At 66.8% G+C, this 17,890-nt stretch carries 12 protein-coding genes; 4 read left to right on the top strand and 8 right to left on the bottom strand.

Features of this window, described 5'->3' with window-relative positions:
• Positions 1–89: 89 nt before the first annotated feature.
• On the bottom strand, positions 90–827 hold the full coding sequence (locus tag AC1DBN_RS06040) for a YesL family protein (RefSeq protein WP_477722762.1): 738 nt from the start codon (positions 825–827) through the stop codon (positions 90–92).
• Between the two features lie 178 nt (positions 828–1,005).
• On the opposite strand from AC1DBN_RS06040, the gene AC1DBN_RS06035 reads away from it, so the two are divergent.
• Entirely contained in the window at positions 1,006–2,268 is a 1,263-nt protein-coding gene (locus AC1DBN_RS06035) for a Gfo/Idh/MocA family protein (protein WP_477722761.1), read from the top strand.
• The gene (locus AC1DBN_RS06030; protein WP_477722760.1) at positions 2,268–5,609 is read left to right on the top strand and encodes a family 78 glycoside hydrolase catalytic domain; all 3,342 of its coding nucleotides are present in this window, start codon (positions 2,268–2,270) and stop codon (positions 5,607–5,609) included. The genes AC1DBN_RS06035 and AC1DBN_RS06030 overlap by 1 nt, the downstream gene beginning before the upstream one ends.
• A 10-nt stretch (positions 5,610–5,619) precedes the next feature.
• Here the strand turns inward: AC1DBN_RS06030 and AC1DBN_RS06025 are convergent, their stop codons facing one another.
• The 6 genes from AC1DBN_RS06025 to AC1DBN_RS06000 all read right to left on the bottom strand — a co-directional run bounded on the left by AC1DBN_RS06025 (position 5,620) and on the right by AC1DBN_RS06000 (position 12,187).
• Positions 5,620–6,906 carry an ABC transporter substrate-binding protein gene (locus tag AC1DBN_RS06025; protein ID WP_477722759.1) on the bottom strand — a complete coding sequence of 429 codons (1,287 nt, stop codon included), beginning with the start codon at positions 6,904–6,906 and terminating at the stop codon, positions 5,620–5,622.
• A gap of 90 nt (positions 6,907–6,996) precedes the next feature.
• Positions 6,997–8,283 carry an MFS transporter gene (locus tag AC1DBN_RS06020; protein ID WP_314214505.1) on the bottom strand — a complete coding sequence of 429 codons (1,287 nt, stop codon included), beginning with the start codon at positions 8,281–8,283 and terminating at the stop codon, positions 6,997–6,999.
• A gap of 60 nt (positions 8,284–8,343) precedes the next feature.
• Positions 8,344–8,976: a Poxvirus protein I5 gene (locus tag AC1DBN_RS06015; RefSeq protein ID WP_477722758.1), complete on the bottom strand. Its 633-nt coding sequence runs from the start codon at positions 8,974–8,976 to the stop codon at positions 8,344–8,346.
• Between the two features lie 23 nt (positions 8,977–8,999).
• A complete protein-coding gene (locus AC1DBN_RS06010) occupies positions 9,000–9,917 on the bottom strand; it encodes a carbohydrate ABC transporter permease (protein WP_091722858.1) in 918 nt (305 codons plus the stop codon).
• Positions 9,914–10,867 carry a carbohydrate ABC transporter permease gene (locus AC1DBN_RS06005; protein ID WP_091722860.1) on the bottom strand — a complete coding sequence of 318 codons (954 nt, stop codon included), beginning with the start codon at positions 10,865–10,867 and terminating at the stop codon, positions 9,914–9,916. The genes AC1DBN_RS06010 and AC1DBN_RS06005 overlap by 4 nt, the downstream gene beginning before the upstream one ends.
• Before the next feature lie 30 nt (positions 10,868–10,897).
• The gene (locus AC1DBN_RS06000; RefSeq protein WP_091722863.1) at positions 10,898–12,187 is read right to left on the bottom strand and encodes an ABC transporter substrate-binding protein; all 1,290 of its coding nucleotides are present in this window, start codon (positions 12,185–12,187) and stop codon (positions 10,898–10,900) included.
• 176 nt (positions 12,188–12,363) lie between these two features.
• Here AC1DBN_RS06000 and AC1DBN_RS05995 point away from each other — a divergent pair, with 176 nt between their 5' ends.
• A complete protein-coding gene (locus AC1DBN_RS05995) occupies positions 12,364–14,379 on the top strand; it encodes a beta-galactosidase (protein ID WP_477722757.1) in 2,016 nt (671 codons plus the stop codon).
• A gap of 588 nt (positions 14,380–14,967) precedes the next feature.
• Positions 14,968–16,329 (top strand): 13E12 repeat family protein, encoded by a 1,362-nt coding sequence (locus AC1DBN_RS05990; protein WP_477722756.1) that lies wholly within the window; start codon positions 14,968–14,970, stop codon positions 16,327–16,329.
• 137 nt (positions 16,330–16,466) lie between these two features.
• Here AC1DBN_RS05990 and AC1DBN_RS05985 read toward each other — a convergent pair whose 3' ends face one another.
• Entirely contained in the window at positions 16,467–17,822 is a 1,356-nt protein-coding gene (locus AC1DBN_RS05985) for an ABC transporter substrate-binding protein (protein WP_314215692.1), read from the bottom strand.
• Positions 17,823–17,890 lie beyond the last annotated feature (68 nt).

Raw genomic sequence — 17,890 nt, 5'->3', positions numbered from 1 at the left:
TGGTGCTGGTCAATGGGACGGGCGCTCCGGGGGGCCCACCGACGTGGGGCTGGGCCGGGAGACGCGCCGCCGGTCAGGCGGTCAGCCGGTCAAGCCGTGGATACGGCGGCGGGCACGGGTGCGGCGCCGGCAGTTGCCGGTTCGGCATCGGCGGCAACCGACTCGTCATTGGCGGTGAAGAACCGGTCGCAGAGCCAGCCCGTGGTGTAGAGCCACGCGCCGATGCTGAAGAACGGAATGAGTCCGGGGACGGTGGTGCTGGCATACACCACGGCCGCCGAGACGAACAGGAGGATGACCGTCCCAGCCAGGTGCCGCATGGCAAAGCGGGACGAGAGCATCAGGTACTGCCCCAGGGGCAGTTCGTAGCGGGCATACATCGGGAACACGTAGCAGGCCGCCCCCGCCAGGAAGATGGCCGCCACAAAAATTCCGGCCGCCATCAGCTGCGGGAAGAGGTCCCGCCCGCCGGAGAAGAAGTTCCAGTTCATTGCCAGCGCCACTGCCACTGCCAGCAGCGGCAGGGCAAGGACGTTGGCGCGGCCGAAGTTCCGGAAATACTCCGCCGCGAACCCGCGCAGCAGTGGCGCCGCTTCCCCCCGGGCCCGCTTGCGCACCAGGATCTGCGCCGCCGCAGTGGCAGGTCCGATCCCGCCTACGCCCAGCCCGAGGAGGGTGAACACCAGCCACAACAGGTTGAGGCATGCGATCCACAGAAGGGTGTCAAAGAACGAATAGGCCCGAGCGGCGAAGGTTCCGGACAGCATGGCACTTCCCTTCCGTTTCTCCATCGTTGCAGAGGCGAGGGCGCGAGTGGTCCGCGTCACGCCGGTAATCGGTTTCTCGAAAATCTAGACCCAACCCGAGTGTGGGGTCAAGCCATTTTTTGAATCGTTACATAACTGGACTCTGCTGCCAGGGGTGGCGCACACTAATGGTTGGAAAGCGCTTGCTGCTAAGCCAGCGCGCCTGTAAGCGTGCCCTCGAGGGCAGAATGGAGAACCCATGGGAACGCCCGCTGGCACCCACCTTCCCAACGTTTCCGCCGGTAACGCTTTTACCGGTGAGGCGGCCGAACCGGCAGGTGTCCGGACCATCCCGCTGGGCTCCGGCCCGGCAGCCCGGATCGCGCTGGTAGGCGTGCACGGCTTCGGCACCCACCATCTCCGGAACCTTGCGCGCCTGCAGGCAGCCGGCGCCGTCGAACTGGCGGCCGTCGCGGATCCGCAGCCACCGGCACCCGGCTCCGTGCCGCCGTCGGCCGCGGTGTACCAGGGACTCGAGGACCTGCTGGCCGCAACGGAGAACCTGGACGTCGTCATTGTGGCAACCCCCATCCAGACGCACGCTCCCCTGGCGCTGGCCGCCCTGGCCACGGATGCCGAGCTCTACCTGGAGAAGCCGCCCGTGGCCTCGTTGGCGGACTACAACCGGCTGTGCGACGCCGCGGCAGCGTCCGGGCACGGCGTCCAAATTGGTTTCCAAAGCCTGGGCTCGCATGCGCTGACGGCCATCGCGGAACTCCTGGGCGCCGGCACCATCGGCAACCTGGAAGGCATCTCCGCCACTGGACGCTGGGTCCGTGACCGGGCGTATTACGAACGGTCGCGCTGGGCAGGCAAGCGCAACATCAACGGCGTGGACGTGGTGGACGGCGTGGCCACCAACCCGCTCGCGCACGCCGTGGCAACGGCGCTGCGGATCGCCGGCGCCCGCACCGTTGCCGATGTCGCGTCCGTGGAAACCGAGCTGTACCGGGCCAATGACATCGAGTCTGACGACACCTCGGTGATCCGCATCCGCACCACGGCCGGACTGCCCATCACCTGCGCCCTGACCATCTGCGCCACCGAATCCGTTGAGCCGTACGTGACCCTCCACGGCTCCGCCGGCACTGCAGTCTTCCACTACACCGAGGACCGGCTGGTGGTGGAAACAGCCTCCGGCACCACCGAGCAGACCTACGGCCGGGACGACCTCACCGAGAACCTGCTCAAGCACCGCAGCGCCGGCACCCCGTTGCTGAGCTCCCTCCTGGACAGCGGGGCGTTCATGCTGGTGCTCGAGGCAGTCCGGACCGCGCCGCTGCCAGCGCCGATCGATCCCACCTACGTGCAGTGGGAGGGTGAAGGCGAATCCGCCCACGCCGTGGTGGCCAACATCGAGGACGCGCTGGAGCGTGCCGGGCGCGAACATTCAACATTCAGCGAGCTGGGGCTCCCCTGGGCCACGTCCACGCCGGTCTCCTTCCCGGTGCCGTCCGCCTGATGTCCCCTTCAGGCGGCGCAGCGCCCACCACAGCGGACACACCACAGGAAGCTGCCGGGGCTCTGCTCGCCACGGGTCTACTGACCGACGGCCTGGCCGAGTGCCTCACGGCGTCCGGGCAGCCCACGTTCAGCTGGCAACTGGCCCAGCCGGACGGCGCCGACCCCTCCCGGGCCAGCCAGGCGGCGTACGAAGTCTCCGTGCAGGACGCCGGCGGCCACCAGGTGTGGAGCTCCGGGGGCGTGCCCTCAGCTTCGCAGCGCGGTACCTATGGCGGGCCCGTGCTCGACGACGACGCGGACTATTCCTGGCGGGTGCGCCTTCGCGACGCAGCCGGCGTCCAGGGCAGGTGGTCTGCCTGGCGCACCTTCGGCACCGGGCTTTCCGACTCCGCCTGGGAGGCCGACTGGATCAGGCGCGCCCCGGGCGGCCGCGCTCCGCTGGAGATCCTGGACAACGCCCTCCGGGTGGCGGGATCCCCCGGGCTGCCACTGCCGTGCCCTCCGGTCCGCGACTTCCGGCTGGAGGCGCGGGTGCGGCCCGTGATGGGCTGGGCCGGCCTGATCCTCCGCAGCACCGGCCCCGGAACGGGGCTGCTGCTCGAACTCAACACGGCCGGCGAACTACTGCTGCGGCAGGTGCCGCAGTGGGACATTCCCGCCGCCTCCACGCCGGACACCCCCGTCCTGGCCAAGGCCAGCGCAGACCGCACCCACACAGTCCGGCAGGAACGGCTCCCGGGCAAGGACCTGGTTCCGGGGACGTGGCAGGACCTCACCGTCACCGATGACGGGCACACCATCCGCGCCTCCCTGGACGGCGACGAACTGCTGGTGTTCGAGGAGCCGCTCCCGGCAGGCACTTCGGGCAGGCTGGCCCTCCACCAGGGTCCCCGGAGCCAGGCCGAGTACGCGCGCCTCCGGGTTTCGGAGGCGGGCACCGACGAAGAGACCGGCGCCGTCCTGTTGGACCACCGGTTCGATGCCGGCGAACACCACGCACACGCTGCCCTGGCGCACTGGCCACGCACCACAGCACACCGCCAGCCAGACGAATGGACCCTGTTCCGCACCTCGATCCGGCTCAGCGGCACCGTCCGGCGGGCACGGCTCTACGCCGCCGCCCGGCACCATGCCCAGCTGTCCCTCGCAGGCACACCCTGCCTCACCACCACGTCCTTCGGCTACCCCGGCGAGGGCTACTACGATGCCGCGGACGTGACGGAACTGCTGGCATCCCGGCAGTCAGGCGGGGACGCACCAAACGGCACGGACATTCCGCTGGTGGCCCTGCTGCACTGGTACGGCCCGGGACAGGGACGGGCCGCGGGCCTTCCCGGCCTGCTGGTCCGGCTCAGCGTGGACTATGCGGACGGCCGCCGCGACGTGTTCGGTTCGGGTCCGGGCTGGCACGCCGCCGAGGGCCCGTACGGCCAGGCCGGGTACCGGAACGACGAAGGCGACCCCGTTGAACACCTGGACGGACACGCTGCCGCGGCACTGGCCGCCACCCCCCTGCAGGACCTGCCGCCCGCCGTCGGTTGCGGGAGCCACCCCACCCCCGAAAGCCCCGCGCTTCATCCGCGCCGGACGTCCATGTCGGAGGAATTCGTTGCGCCCCGCGCCTTCCTGACGGCCGACGACGGCACGCTGGTGGCGGACTTCGGCCAGGTGCTTCCCGGCCGGCCCGAGGTGGATTTCCTCGACGGCGTGGCCGGCCGCACGGTGATGATCCGGGCCGGCTACAACCTCCGGGGCAACGGCCGGGTGGACACCGGCAAGACACCCACCCAGAACACCGATATGTCCTTCCCGTACACCCAGGCCGCCGGGCCGCAGCAGTACCGGGCCACCGTGCACCTTGGCTTCCGCTACCTGGAGCTTCCCGGTGTGGACGCCGCGGACGTGTCCCGGCTCGGCGCCGTCGTGGTTCACGGCAGGCACCCCGCCGAAGGCAGCTTCAGCAGCTCGGACCCCACACTGGACGCCGTCTTCGGCCTCCTGCGCGACTCGGCGCTGTACGGCGTGCAGGAGCAGTTCGTGGACACCCCCACCCGGGAAAAGGGCCAGTTCCTGGCGGACGCCGTGAACATCTCCTACGCCACCATGTCGCTTTTCGGCGAGCACGCCTACACGGCCCAGGCGCTGCGGGAGTTCGGCTGGTCGGCGGGCAGGTACTGGACCGCGGGCGGGGACAGGGGCCGCTACAACGCGGTCTATCCCAACGGTGACGGCAAACGCGACATCCCGGATTTTTCGCTGATGCTGCCGGAGTGGGCCGAGGAATACCACCACCGCACCGGCGATCTCGCCCTGGTTCGGGAGCTGCTGCCGCACCTCTGCGATACGGCCGACTACGCGCTGCGGTACATTCCGGCGGAAGGCCCGACGGCGGGGCTGGTCACCAGGCTGGGCGGCGGGTCCGGCCCCTACCTGCACGGCATCGTGGACTGGCCGGCACCGGGGCGATTCGGTTACGACATGGAGTGCGCCGCCAAGACCACCGTCAACGTCCAGGCCTACTCCGCACTGTTGTCCACCGCCCGGCTCTGCGGCGTTGCGGGCCAGCACGAAACCGCCGCCCGCTACGCCGAGGCTGCCCGCACGCTGGCGGCGGCCATCCGTACCCGGCTCCGGGTGGACGGCATGATGGTGGACGGACTCCACGGCGACGGCTCCCCCAGCGCCCATGCTTCACAGCATGCGGCATCGTTCCCCCTGTCCCTGGGCATCACGGACGCCAGGTTCGCTGAGGCCGACTCCCGGCGGATAGCGGACATGGGGATGCGGCAGGGGCCACTGACGGTCCACCGCCTGGTCCGGGCGCTGCTGGCACAGGGCCTGACTGACGCGGTCCTGGACCTTCTGACCTCACGCGACCAGCCCGGCTGGGCGCGGCTCCTGGAACGGGGCGCCACCTTCACCTGGGAGGCCTGGGACCTGGAGCCCGGCACCGACTACAGCCAATCCCACGCCTGGTCCGCCTCGGTGGTCAAGGAAATCCTCGAGCACCTGCTGGGCATCCGCTTCCAGTCCCCCGGTGGCAGTGAACTGCTCATCCAGCCGCCATTGTGCCGGTTGGAGCACGCCCGCGGAAGCATCCCGGTGGCCAACGGCTACGCGGAGACCAGCTGGCGGCGCAGGGGCGGCCTGGTGGAGCTGGAATGCACCGTCCCCGCCGGCGTCACAGCGGTTGTCCGTTTGCCCGCCGGCACTTACGGAATTAAGGGACCGACGCCGGATGCCGCCGTCGTGCGTTCCCTCCCGGACGGCGCGAACACCGCCGCGACGCGCGACTTCCGCGTGCACACCGGCACCTGGAGGTTCGAACCGCAGGCCTAGCCGAAACCGGTCAGAGCAGCGCGCTCTTCGCTTCGTCCAGGGCCTTCTTCGCTGCCTCCTGCGGGGAGAGCCTGTTGAAGTGCACTTCCAGGGAGTAGCGGGTCAGTGCCTCCACCGCGGCGCTTCCTCCGGCCGGCGGAACCGGAACGGCGCCGCCCAGTTCGCTGGAGATCTCGTCGATGAACTTCGCCGTCTTGGCATCGGCCGGGGTCAGCTTGGACACCACCGCCGCACGGATATCCGAGTTTGCGGGAATGCCGCGGTCTGCCAGGCCGATCTCGCCCGCCTTGGCGTTGTTGGTCACGAAGTCAATGAACTTCTGCGCCTCAGCGGGGTGCTTGGTCCGTGAGCTGGCAGACCAGAACATGGACGACTTATAGAACTGCTGGGCATCCGCCGCCTTGCCGTCCACGCTCGGCGGCCGGCGGATTTCCAGGTCCTGCCCGGAGGCCTTGCTGAGGGCGCCCAGCTGGTTGGACCAGTACATGTTCATGGCGAACTTGCCCGTGGACAGACCCTGCTGGTCAATCGAGGCGGTGGCGTCTTCGGTGATGACCGAGGCCGGCGGGACGGCCTTGGAATCACGCATCTTGGCCTGGTATTCGTACCATTCGGCCAGGTCCGACTCATCGAACCCGAGCTTGCCGTCGCCGGTGAAGAGTGATTTGCCGTGCTGCCGGAACCACAGGTTGGCCGCGGCGTCGGAATTGACCTGGCCCGTGCCGTACACCTTCCCGCCACTGGCCTGGGTGATCGCCGCAGCCGTGCTGTCCAGCTGGTCCCAGGTCCAGGTCTTGTCATCGGGAAGTGCCACGCCGCTGGCAGACACCAGGGCCGGGTTCGCCATCACCACCATGGCGTTGACGCCGCTGGTCACGGCGTACTGCTTGCCCTCCACCTTGCCGGAATCGGCCACAGGCTGGTCAAACTTGGAAAGGTCAACGTCCTTAAGCTCCAGCAGTGCGCCCCGCCCGGAGTACTCGCCGAGGTACGCGGCGTCCATCTGGATGATGTCCGGGGCATCCTGCGATGCCACCTGGGTGGCCAGCTTGTCCCAATAGCCGCTCCAGTCGCCGTATTCCCCCTTGACCTTGATGTTGGGGTTCTCGGCCTCGAACGCCTCGATCAGCTTTTCGGTCATCTTGTGCCGGGTATCCGAGCCCCACCAGCTGAAGCGCAGGGTCACCGGGCCGTCCGAAGCCTGCGGCGAGCCTCCGCAGCCCGTCAGCGTCAGCGCGAGGACGGCCGCTGCGGCAGCAGCTTTGGGCAGCAGGGGCTTTCGGGCGCGAAACATCATCGTCTGTCCTTTGGCGTCGGGATGCTGGTACCAGATAGAAACCGGTTTCCCACAGCGTAGGTGTGATCCAGCGCACGCGTCAAGGACTGCTCAGGACTCCGTCAACCCGGCTTCCCGGGCCTTCGCAGCCCTGCCGTGCCGCCATAGCAGGAAGCCGATGGCAGCTGCGGACAGCATGCACAGGCCGCCCGTAACCACCAGTCCGGTGCGGACGCCAAACTGTTCGGTGAGCCACCCGGCCAGAAGGCCGCCCAGGGCGTGCCCTCCCAGCAACAGCGGCAGGTACAGGGCCATCACCCGGCCGCGGATGGCGGGGCCGGCTTCGAGCTGGACGGCTGTGGCGGCGCTCGTCAGGAACAGGAGCGTCATGAGTCCCACCACCACCAGCATGGCGATGAACAGCGGGAGCGTGGGCATGAGGGCTGCCACCAGTTGGGACAGTCCGAACAGGCCGGCCGCGGCCACAATCCCGCGCCTGCCCATGTTCCGGAGCCGGGCCGCGAGCAGGGCACCGGCAAGCGCGCCTACGGCACTGACGGTGTTGAAAAGGCCGAAGCCTTCCACGCCGTTGTGCCACACCCGTTCCGCGAAGGCTGCCAGGACTACCGGCCCGTTCATGCCGAAGGCACCCAGCAGGCCCGCGAGCAGGATGAGGAGCAACAGCCGGGGCCGCTCCCGCACATACGCGAAGCCGGCCAGCAGCTGTCCGCGGCCCCTGGCAGCGGGAATGCCGGGAAACAGCTCAGCGGTACGGATGGCGGCGATCAGGCCGAGGACCAGCACACCAATGGCAGCGTTCGCGGCGAAGGCCGCGGCGGGGCCGGCCTGGGCGATCAGCACCCCGCTGAGGGCGGGACCTGCCATGGCACCGAGCTGGCTGAGGGCATTGTTGAGGCCGATGGCTGGCCGCAGGGCGGCGTCACCCACCACTTCGTTGACGAACACCTGGCGGGCGGGGCCATCGATGGCTGACGTAACGCCCAAGGCGACGCAGCTCGCGTACACGGCCCAGACGGTGATGGTTCCGCTGGCCACCCACGCGGCAAGGCCCAGGGCAAGGACCACGATCACGGACTGGCACACCATCATGATCCGGCGCTTGGGAAACAGGTCCACCACCAGCCCGGACAACGGCCCCACAATCAGCATGGGGAGGAACTGGAGGGCGACCGCGACGCCCACGGCCGCGGGACTGCCTGTGAGCTGCAGGACCATCCAGTCCTGGGCGAGGCGCTGCATCCAGACGCCTACGCTGCCCGCTACCTGCATGCCCAGAAAGAGCCTGTAGTTGTGCCTGGTCAGCGGCTGGTACCACCGCGGCTGGCTGTCGTGGGAAAGATGGACGGACTGCTCGGAATTCGGGCGGTCGGAAGGCACGTCTGACTCAACTCGGTTATGGGGCGGAAGGTGTGGTGGTGCGGTTGCGCCGGGGGCGGGTCAGGTGTGGCGGGCGGAGCGGATCTTGACGGCCGCCGAGGCGAGGATCAGGGTGCCCGGAACCACCACGAAGAGCGCCACGAGCATCCAGACGAACACTGCGGCGCCGAACACTGCGGCGGCGAGCAGGGCCGAGCCGGACCAGTCCCTGAGGAACAACGCGCGGCCCGTTTCCAGCGCGGACGTCCACCGCTCCTTCGCCTGCGAGCGGTCACCCGGGAAATCGGACCACGCCGCGGCAGTACGCAGCAGCAGGATGGCGCCGCCGGCCGCCAGGACCAGGGTGGCAGGGAGCACCACTTCGCGGCCGGGCAGCTGGCCCACCCATGCCAGCAGCAGGTTCATGACGATGACGACGGCGGCTCCGGCCGTCAGCCCGCCAAGTTTCCAGCTGCCGGGCAGGGCAGCCTTGAAAGTCCCCCACAGGCTGCGGACGGAATCGTCGCGGCCGTCGAGGTGCCGCTCCAGGTGGGCGATCCCCGCCGCGTAGGCCGCGGGGATCGTCACCAGGGGCACGGACAGCACCAGCACCAGTACCCCTGCCAGGAGGGTTTCGGAGAACAGGGCGAACCGGTTCACCGGAATGGGTTCGTGGTGGTTCGATGCGGGTGTGGTGCGGTCCATGATGCTCATTTCCTTCGTGCTCCCTTGTCCCGTTAGCCCTTGAGGCCCTGGGTGGAGACGCCTTCAACAATGTAGCGCTGGAAGATCAGGAAGAAGATCAGCACGGGGAGCAGGGCCAGGACTGACATGGCGATCATGGCGCCGTAGTCAGAGGACTGGGTCTGGTCCTGGAAGAGCCGCAGCGCGAGGGGCAGCGGGTATTTTTCCGGAGTGTTGAGGTAGAGCAGCGGGCCGAGGAAGTCGTTCCAGCTCCAGATGAAGGAGAAGATCGAGGTGGAGATCAGGGCCGGTTTCATCAGTGGCAGCATGATGGAGCCAAAGATCCGCACGTGTCCGGCGCCGTCGATCCGTGCCGCTTCGTCAAGCTCTGCGGGCAGGCCGCGCATGAACTGGACCATGAGGAACACAAAGAACGCGTCGGCGGCGAGGAACTTGCCGATCAGCAGCGGGATGTACGTATCCACCAGGCCCAGCTGCTGGAAGATGATGTACTGCGGAATGATGACCACATGGAAGGGCAGCAGGAGCGTGGCGATCATCATGCCGAAGAACACGCTCCGGCCCGGGAACTTGATCCGGGCGAACGCGTAGGCCGAGACGGACGCGGAGAGGATGGTGCCCACCACCGCACCGAGGGCCAGGATCAGCGAGTTGGTGAAGAACTGCATCGTGGACACCCCGCCGATGCCGTCCAGAGCGGTGACGAAGTTATCGAAGCTGAAGTTCTCTGACCACAGCGAGGTGTTTCCGCCGCCGATTTCGGAGTTCGGCTTGAACGCCGAGGCGATCATCCACAACCCCGGGTACAGCACGATGCCGGTCAGGATGAGGGCAACGATGTGGAAGACGGTGCTCTTGGCCCGCTTGGCGCCGACGGACTCGGATTTCGGGTTGTACACCGGCGTGCCGGCGTCCGGTGCGGACTTGGTAGGCGTTGCCATGGTTGTCATTTCGAATCACCGCTGTAGTGGACCCAGGACTTGGACGTTTTGAAGAAGATCAGGGTAATGATGCCCACCACGATCACCAGCAGCCAGGCCATTGCCGAGGCATAGCCCATCCGGAAATCGCTGAAGCCGCGCAGGTACAGGTAGAGGGTGTAGAAGAGGGTGGAACCGGCCGGGCCGCCTTCACCGTTGGAGATGATGAACGCCGAAGCGAAGATCTGGAAGGCGTGGATGGTTTCCATCAGCAGGTTGAAGAAGATCACCGGGGAGAGCATGGGCCAGGTGATGTTGAAGAACTTCCGTACCGGCCCGGCACCATCCATCGACGCTGCCTCGTAGAGTTCGTTCGGGATCTGCTTGAGCCCGGCGAGGAAGATGACCATGGGTGCACCGAACTGCCACACCGTGAGCAGGATAAACATCGGCATGGTCATGGTGGGGTTGCCCACCCAGCCGCCGAGGTTGATCCCGAAGAAGGACAGGCCCTGGTCCACCGGGCCCGAATCGCCGAACATCGCTTTCCACACGATCGCGATCGATACCGAAGCGCCGATCAGCGAGGGGGCGTAGAACGCGGAGCGGTAGAAGCCCTGGCCACGGCGCTTGCTGTTGAGCAGCATCGCTACCGCCAGCGCGGCGGCGAGCTTGAGCGGAGTACCGAAGACCACGTAGCCCACGGTCACGCCGACGGACTGCAGAAACCGTTCGTCCTGGAACAGGGTGATGTAGTTATCCAGCCCGATCCACTTGGGCGGTTCGAAGAGGTTGTAGTTGGTGAAGGACAGGTAGAGCGAGGAAATCATCGGCCCAACAGTGAGCGCGATGAATCCCAGCAGCCAGGGCAGCAGGAAAGTGTAGCCGGCGCGGGCATCCACCCCGCCCCGCCTCGACTTGCGAAGCGGGGCAGGACCGGATGGCGTCGAACGCCTGCTCAGGGTTGGGCTTTGAGTCACGAGTTCAGTCCGTCAGTTGTGAAGCCTGTATCAGGCGTTCTGCTTGATAAGGTCTTCGGCTTCCTTGAACCAGGCATCGGTGGCACCGTTGATGTCCAGCTTGCCGTAGTTCAGGTCCGAGGCGATGCGCTTGAAGGAAGTCTCCAGCGTGCCAAAGCCGACGATGGGCGGCTCGGGAGCGTCCTTGAGGTACTGCGAGATGGACGTTTCGTAGTCGACGACGACCTTGTCCGTACCTTCGAAGGTGGTGCCGTCACGCTGCGTCTTGGATGCAGGCACGCCGCGGGAGGTCTTGAAGATCTGGCCCACCTCGGGGTCATTGACCATGAAGTCGATGAAGCGGGCGGCGGCGTCCTTGAACTTGGTCTTGGCGCTGGCCACCATCAGCATGGAGGGCTTCAGGAACAGGCCCAGGTTGTCCGCATCGTCCGACGGGACGGGAACAAGCTTGAGTTCCTTCGCACCGCTGTCGCCGAGGTAGCCGGCCATGAAGTTGTCCCAGGTGACTTCGGTGGCGGTGACATTGGAGCCGAACGGCGACTTCGGGGCCAGCTGCGTGACGCGCTCTTCGGAGACGATCGCCGGGGTGCCGCGAAGATCAGCGGTGAGGTTCCACCACTTCTTCAGGTCGTCCTTGCTGAAGCCGAGCTTGCCGTCGGCGGTGAAGGCCTCGATGTTGTTCTGCCGCAGCCAGACGTTGAACATCCACCAGACGCCCGTGTAGTCGGTGCCGCCGAAGAGGGCGCCCTTGCTCTTGCTGCCCACCTCGGTGAGGAAGGTGTTGAATTCCTTGTAGGTCCAGCTTCCGTCCGGTTCAGCGATGCCCAGGGAGGCCAGCTTGGCGGGATCGTAGTAGACGGCGAAGGCATTGGTGCTGGTGGGGATGCCGTAGGTCTTGCCCTTGATCTGGCCGGAAGGCAGCAGGGACTTTTCGAAGGCATCGGTGTTGATCTTGACCGTGCCCAGGTCCAGCAGCTGGTTGCGCTGGCCGTAGTCGCGCAGGTAGGAAAGGTCCCACTGCATGACGTCGGGCAGGCCGCCGCCGGCAGCTTCCGTGGCACGCTTCTGCCAGTAGCCGGCGAAGTCGGTGAAGTTGCCGTTGACCTTGATGTCCGGGTTCTTCGATTCGAACAGGGCAATGGCCTTGCGGGTGCGCTCGGCACGGTCGTCGTTGCCCCACCAGGTGTAGTTGATGGTAACGGGGTTGTCCGCCGAACCGGTCTGTCCTGAGGTGCTGGATCCGGTTCCGCACGCCGCCAGTACGCCGGCAGATGCGGTGCCGACGGCTACGGTTGTAAGGAAATGCCTTCTGTTGATCACGGGAGCCTCCTTGCTCAATGTGTGCAATCCCTGATCTCATCTACAACGTAAGTAGTGAGCTGGCTTACACGGCTTCTGAAACGATACAATATCGGCATTCCGGGAATTGGGCAAGCGTTTTCCAATCCACAGGTTTTCCCATCCCGTTCCACTGGTTCAGCAGACATAGGAGTCCCATGGCAACGCAGGAAATTAACGGTCCGGCAAGTGTTTGGAGCAACGTCGAAGGCCTTGGATTCGGCGGCGACTACAACCCCGAGCAGTGGCCCGTGAGCGTCCGGCTGGAGGACCTCGAGCTGATACAGGAAGCCGGAGTGAACTTCCTGAGCGTGGGGATCTTCTCCTGGGCGCTGCTGGAACCGGTTGAGGGCCAGTACGACTTCGGCTGGCTTGATGAGGTGCTGGACAACCTTGCGGGCATCGGCGTCAAGGTTGCCCTCGCCACCGCAACCGCCGCTCCCCCGGCGTGGCTGGTCCGCAAGCATCCGGAAATCCTGCCCGTCACGGCTGACGGAACCGTGCTGGGACCGGGCTCACGGCGGCACTACACGCCGTCGTCGGCCGCCTACCGGCGCTACGCCACGGGCATCACGCGGGTCCTCGCCGAACGCTACAAGGACCATCCGGCGCTGGCTCTCTGGCATGTGGACAACGAGCTGGGTTGCCATATTTCCGAATTCTACGGCGCAGAGGACGCAGCCGCGTTCCGAAGCTGGTTGGAACGGCGCTACGGCACCATCGGCGCGCTCAACGCGTCCTGGGGCACCGCATTCTGGAGCCAGAACTACGCGTCGTTCGAAGAGATCCGGCCGCCATCGGTTGCCCCCAGCACGCTGAACCCCGGGCAGCAGCTGGACTTCCAGCGTTTCAATTCCTGGGCGCTGATGGACTACTACCGCGAGCTCGTGGCCGTGCTCCGCGAGGTGACCCCGGGCGTTCCCTGCACCACCAACCTCATGGCCTCCAGCGCCACGAAGTCCATGGACTACTTCAGCTGGGCCAAGGACCTGGACGTCATCGCCAACGACCACTACCTCGTGGCCGCCGACCCCGAACGGCACATTGAACTCGCGTTCAGCGCGGACCTGACCCGGGGAATTGCGGGCGGTGACCCGTGGATCCTGATGGAACACTCGACGTCAGCCGTCAACTGGCAGCCCCGCAACCAGCCGAAGATGCCCGGCGAAATGCTCCGGAACTCGCTGGCGCACGTGGGCCGCGGCGCGGACGCCGTGATGTTCTTCCAGTGGCGGCAGAGCTTCGCGGGGTCCGAAAAGTTCCACTCCGCGATGGTGCCGCACGGCGGCCGCGACACCCGTGTATGGCGCGAGGTGGTGGACCTGGGTGCGGCGCTGAAGCTGCTCGAACCGGTCCGCGGTTCCCGGGTGGAGTCCCGGGCTGCCATCGTGTTCGACTACGAGGCCTGGTGGGCCAGCGAGATCGATTCGAAGCCGAGCATCGACGTGAAGTACCTGGACCTGCTGCGGGCGTTCCACCGTTCGCTGTTCCTGAAGGGCGTCTCCGTGGACATCGTCCACCCGTCGGCGCCGCTGGAGGGCTACGACCTGGTGCTCGTCTGCACGCTTTACGCAGTGTCCGACGCCGATGCCGCCAACATCGCCGCGGCAGCTTCTGCGGGTGCCACCGTCCTGGTCAGCTACTTCAGCGGGATCGCGGATCCGCAGGACCACATCCGGCTGGGCGGGTATCCGGGAGCTTTCCGGGACCTCCTGGGCGTGCGGGTGGAGGAGTTCCATCCGCTGCTGGCCGGGTCGCAGCTGAAGCTCGACGACGGCACTGTCTCTTCGGTGTGGAGCGAACACGTGCACCTGGCCGGCGCCGAAGCGGTTCAGGCTTTCACGGAGTTTCCGCTGGAGGGCGTCCCGGCCCTGACCCGCCGGTCCGTGGGCAGCGGTGCCGCCTGGTACCTTGCCACGTTCCCCGACCGCGACGGCATCGATGCACTGGTGGACAGGCTGCTGGCCGAATCGGGCGTCTCCCCTCTTGCCTCAGCTGACGCCGGCGTTGAGCTGGTCCGTCGGCGCTCGGACGACGGGCAGGGCTTCCTGTTCGCCATCAACCACACCCGCTCCTCCGCCGCCGTTTTCGCCACCGGCACCGATTTGCTGACCGGGGAGCCCTTTGGCGGCTCCGTTCCGGCGGGCAGCATCGCGGTGATCAGGGAGGGCTAGGCGCGTTCGCTTTACATACGTACGACGGCGGCGCCTCCTTGGGCGCCGCCGTTTTGCTTTCGTGAGGGTCAGGGACGCAGCTCTGGACGCTACCGACTCTTGGCAGCGTTCTCTTCCAGCCGTACCGTGGCGGCATGTCGATGTTCCTGGATGCGGTCGGGGCTGTCATTCAAGCCCTCGCAGAAGCGGTCGCCGAGCTTCTCTGGCCGGGCGGCGAAGAAAGGCAGCAGGACGACGACGTCCCGGACCCTTAGCCACTCCGGTGCCGGTTTGTAGCACCTGCTGGACGGCCCTGTTGCCTCTACTTCGGGCTGCAAAGTCTTGTTTCGGGTTTTATCCACATAGGGCTTTGGGGGCGCCGGAAATGTCGGTGGGTGCTGGAAGACTTTGGTCATGGAGACGGTTGGCGTGGCAGCAGCGGAGGCGGGGCATGCAGCTGCCGCGCCTTCTGCTTTCCAGGCCACCTCCGCGCCTGACTCAGGTGTCCATGGTCCTTCTCTTGCCGGTCCCGCGGGTGTTGCTGCCCCGAGCGTGGTTGATGCGTTGAGGATTTTGGCGGTGGTGCCGGTTGCTGGTGATGGTGCGGGGATGATTGATCAGCTCCGGCTGCTGGAGGATGTGAAGGTTGTTGCGGCGGCGAGGCAGGCCGAGATCACTGTGGCTTTTGACCTGGCCCAGCGGCGGGAGCATGCTGCTGCCGGTGTCCCGGCCGACGAACAGGGCGCCGGGGTCGGGGCGCAGGTGGCGCTGGCGCGCCGGGAATCCCCGTCCCGGGGCGGCCGGCTGCTGGGGCTGGCCAGGGCCCTGACCGGGATGCCCCACACTTTCGCGGCGTTCCGTTCCGGGCGGTTGAGTGAGTGGCGCACCACCTTGGTCGTGAAGGAAACCATCTGCCTCTCACCCGAGGACCGGGCGAGGGTGGATGAGGAACTCGCCGCCGACACCGGAGCCTTTGATGGTGTCGGGGACCGGACCATCGTCTCCGCGGTCAAGGCCGCCGCGTACCGGCGGGATCCTGCTTCCGTGGCCAGGCGGGCCGCCAAAGCCGTGGGTGCAAGGACTGTGAGCCTTCGCCCGGCGCCGGACACGATGGCCCGCCTGACCGCGCTGCTGCCGGTCGCCGAGGGCGTAGCGGTCTTCGCGGCGCTCACCAGGGAAGCCGGCACCCTCCGTGCCTCCGGGGACGGCCGGTCCACGGGCCAGGCCATGGCCGACACCCTCGTCGAACGGATCACCGGGACCCCGGGCGGGATCAGCGGGGTCGAGGTCCAGCTCGTCATGACCGACCGCACCCTCCTCCAGGCCGACTCCGAACCTGCCCGACTCGCCGGTTACGGCATCGTCCCCGCCCAATGGGCCCGCGAACTGGCCACCGGACACCACCCCGACTCCGCGATGGCTGTGTGGGTCCGGCGGCTCTACACCGCCCCCGGCAGCGGTGACCTCATCGGGATGGACTCCAAAGCCCGGCTCTTCCCGGCCGGACTCAAACGCTTCCTCCAAACCCGCGACGACACCTGCCGCACCCCGTACTGTGACGCACCTATCCGCCACCACGACCACATCAACCCCTGGCACACGGAGGAGACACCACCGCCGCCAACGGCCAAGGACTCTGCGAGGCCTGCAACCACACCAAAGAAAGCCCCGGCTGGAGTTCAACACCCGTCCCAGTGCCCGAAACCGCGCAGCTTCCTTGCCCCGCACTTTTTCCCGACGGACCCCGAGATCAGGCAAGTCGCGCGCCACACCGTGAAGCTCCGGACCCCCACCGGCCACATCTATCACTCCACCGCACCGCCACTGCCCGGGACAGCCTTCACCCACGCCAGCAGCCCGGGCAAACATGCAGGGGCAGCCCGAGCCGCGGCGCGGGCAGCGGGCAGGGAGCCATCACCAAGACCATCCGTCCAAGTCCTGGGCCGCGTCATCCAAGCAGCCCCGGCTTAAACAGCTCCGTCCCGGGAGGAACCAAAGGATCCTCCCGGGACGGAGCTGCCACCCGCCGTCGGACGCCTGGCCGGAGGAGGCTTCCTGCCAGGCTGTCCAGAGCCGTGTTGGCGGCGTGAAATCTGGTTGCTGCGGGATTAGCTGCTGATGGCCGACTTCATTTCGTCGACGGCCTTCTTGCCTGCTTCATCCGTGGACAGCCGTTCGAAGAGCACCTCGGAGGTGTACCGCTTGATGATCTCCTGGATGGCACCTGCACCCTTCGGCGGCGGGGCCGGAGCCTCACCGAGTTCGTCCTTGATCTGGTCAATGAACTTGACCACCTTCACGTCCGCCGGGGTCAGCTTGGATTCGATCGCAGCACGGACTTCCGAGTTGGGGTAGACGCCACGGTCTGCCAGGAGGGTCTCGCCGGCCTTGACGTTGTTGGCCAGGAAGTTGATGAACTTGGCAGTTTCCTCAGGGTGCTTGGTCCGGGAAGATGCGGACCAGAACTGGGATGCCTTGTACCAAAGCCCGGCGTCGGCCGAGGATCCGGTCTTGGAGGGGAACCGCAGGATCTTCAGGTCCGCACCGGATGCCTTTTCAAGGGCGGGTGCCTGGTTGGACCACCAGAATGCCAGCCCGTTCTTGCCCGTGGCCAGGCCGCTCTGGTCCAGCGGTGCTGCCTCGGCCTCAACCACCTCGGATGCCGACGGCACTGCCTTGTTTTTGCTGAGGTCCTTCAGGAATGCCCACCATTCGCTGATGTCGCTTGGCTCGAAGCCGAGCTTGCCGTCGGAGGTGTACAGGGACTTGCCGTTCTGGCGGAGCCAAACACCCAGGGAAGCCTCGTCAGTGCCGTAGGCGGCAGCTCCGTAGGTGCCCTTGGGCGACTTCTCAGTCACCTCGGCGGCGATGCGGCCAAAGTCTTCCCAGGTCCACTTGGAGTCGTCCGGCAGCGGAACACCGGCAGCTTCGAACACCTTGGGGTTGGCCAGGATGGTGGCGGCGTTGATGCCGGCAGGAATGCCGGTCAGTCCGTCGTCGCCCTTACCGGCGTTGAGGGCGGCTTCGTCCAGCTTGGACGTGTCGATGTCGTACTTGGAGAGGTCCAGCAGCGCACCGCGGCTGGAGTATTCGGTGATGTACTTTTCGTCCATCTGGATGATGTCCGGTGCGTCGTTGGCGGCAACCTGGGTGGCCAGCTTGTCCCAGTATCCGCTCCAGTCGCCGAACTCCGGCTTGATCTTGATCTTGGGGTTCTCTGCTTCGAACTGCTTGATGGCTTCCTGAGTCAGCTGGGCGCGCTTGTCGCCGCCCCACCAGGAGAACCGGAGCTCGACCGTTCCGTCGGCACTCTGCGGGGCGGATCCCCCGCCGCAGGCGCTGAGGGCCATGACGACGGCGGCTGCCGCTGCGACGGCGCCCGTCTTGCGGAAACGGCGGGCCGGGCGGGAGGAAGGGGTCTCTGCAGGCTGCCGGGCAGCTGCAGGACGGGGAAATAGCGGCACTGGGTACTCCGATCTTCGTTGATCTGTGGTGCTGGGGATGATGCTCGTAGGTGCTGTGATGCGAGCGG

The organism is Pseudarthrobacter sp. 10T415, assembly GCF_056394175.1.
The sequence above is the reverse complement of the archived record's forward strand: the minus strand, read 5'-3'. Positions and strand labels throughout refer to the sequence as shown.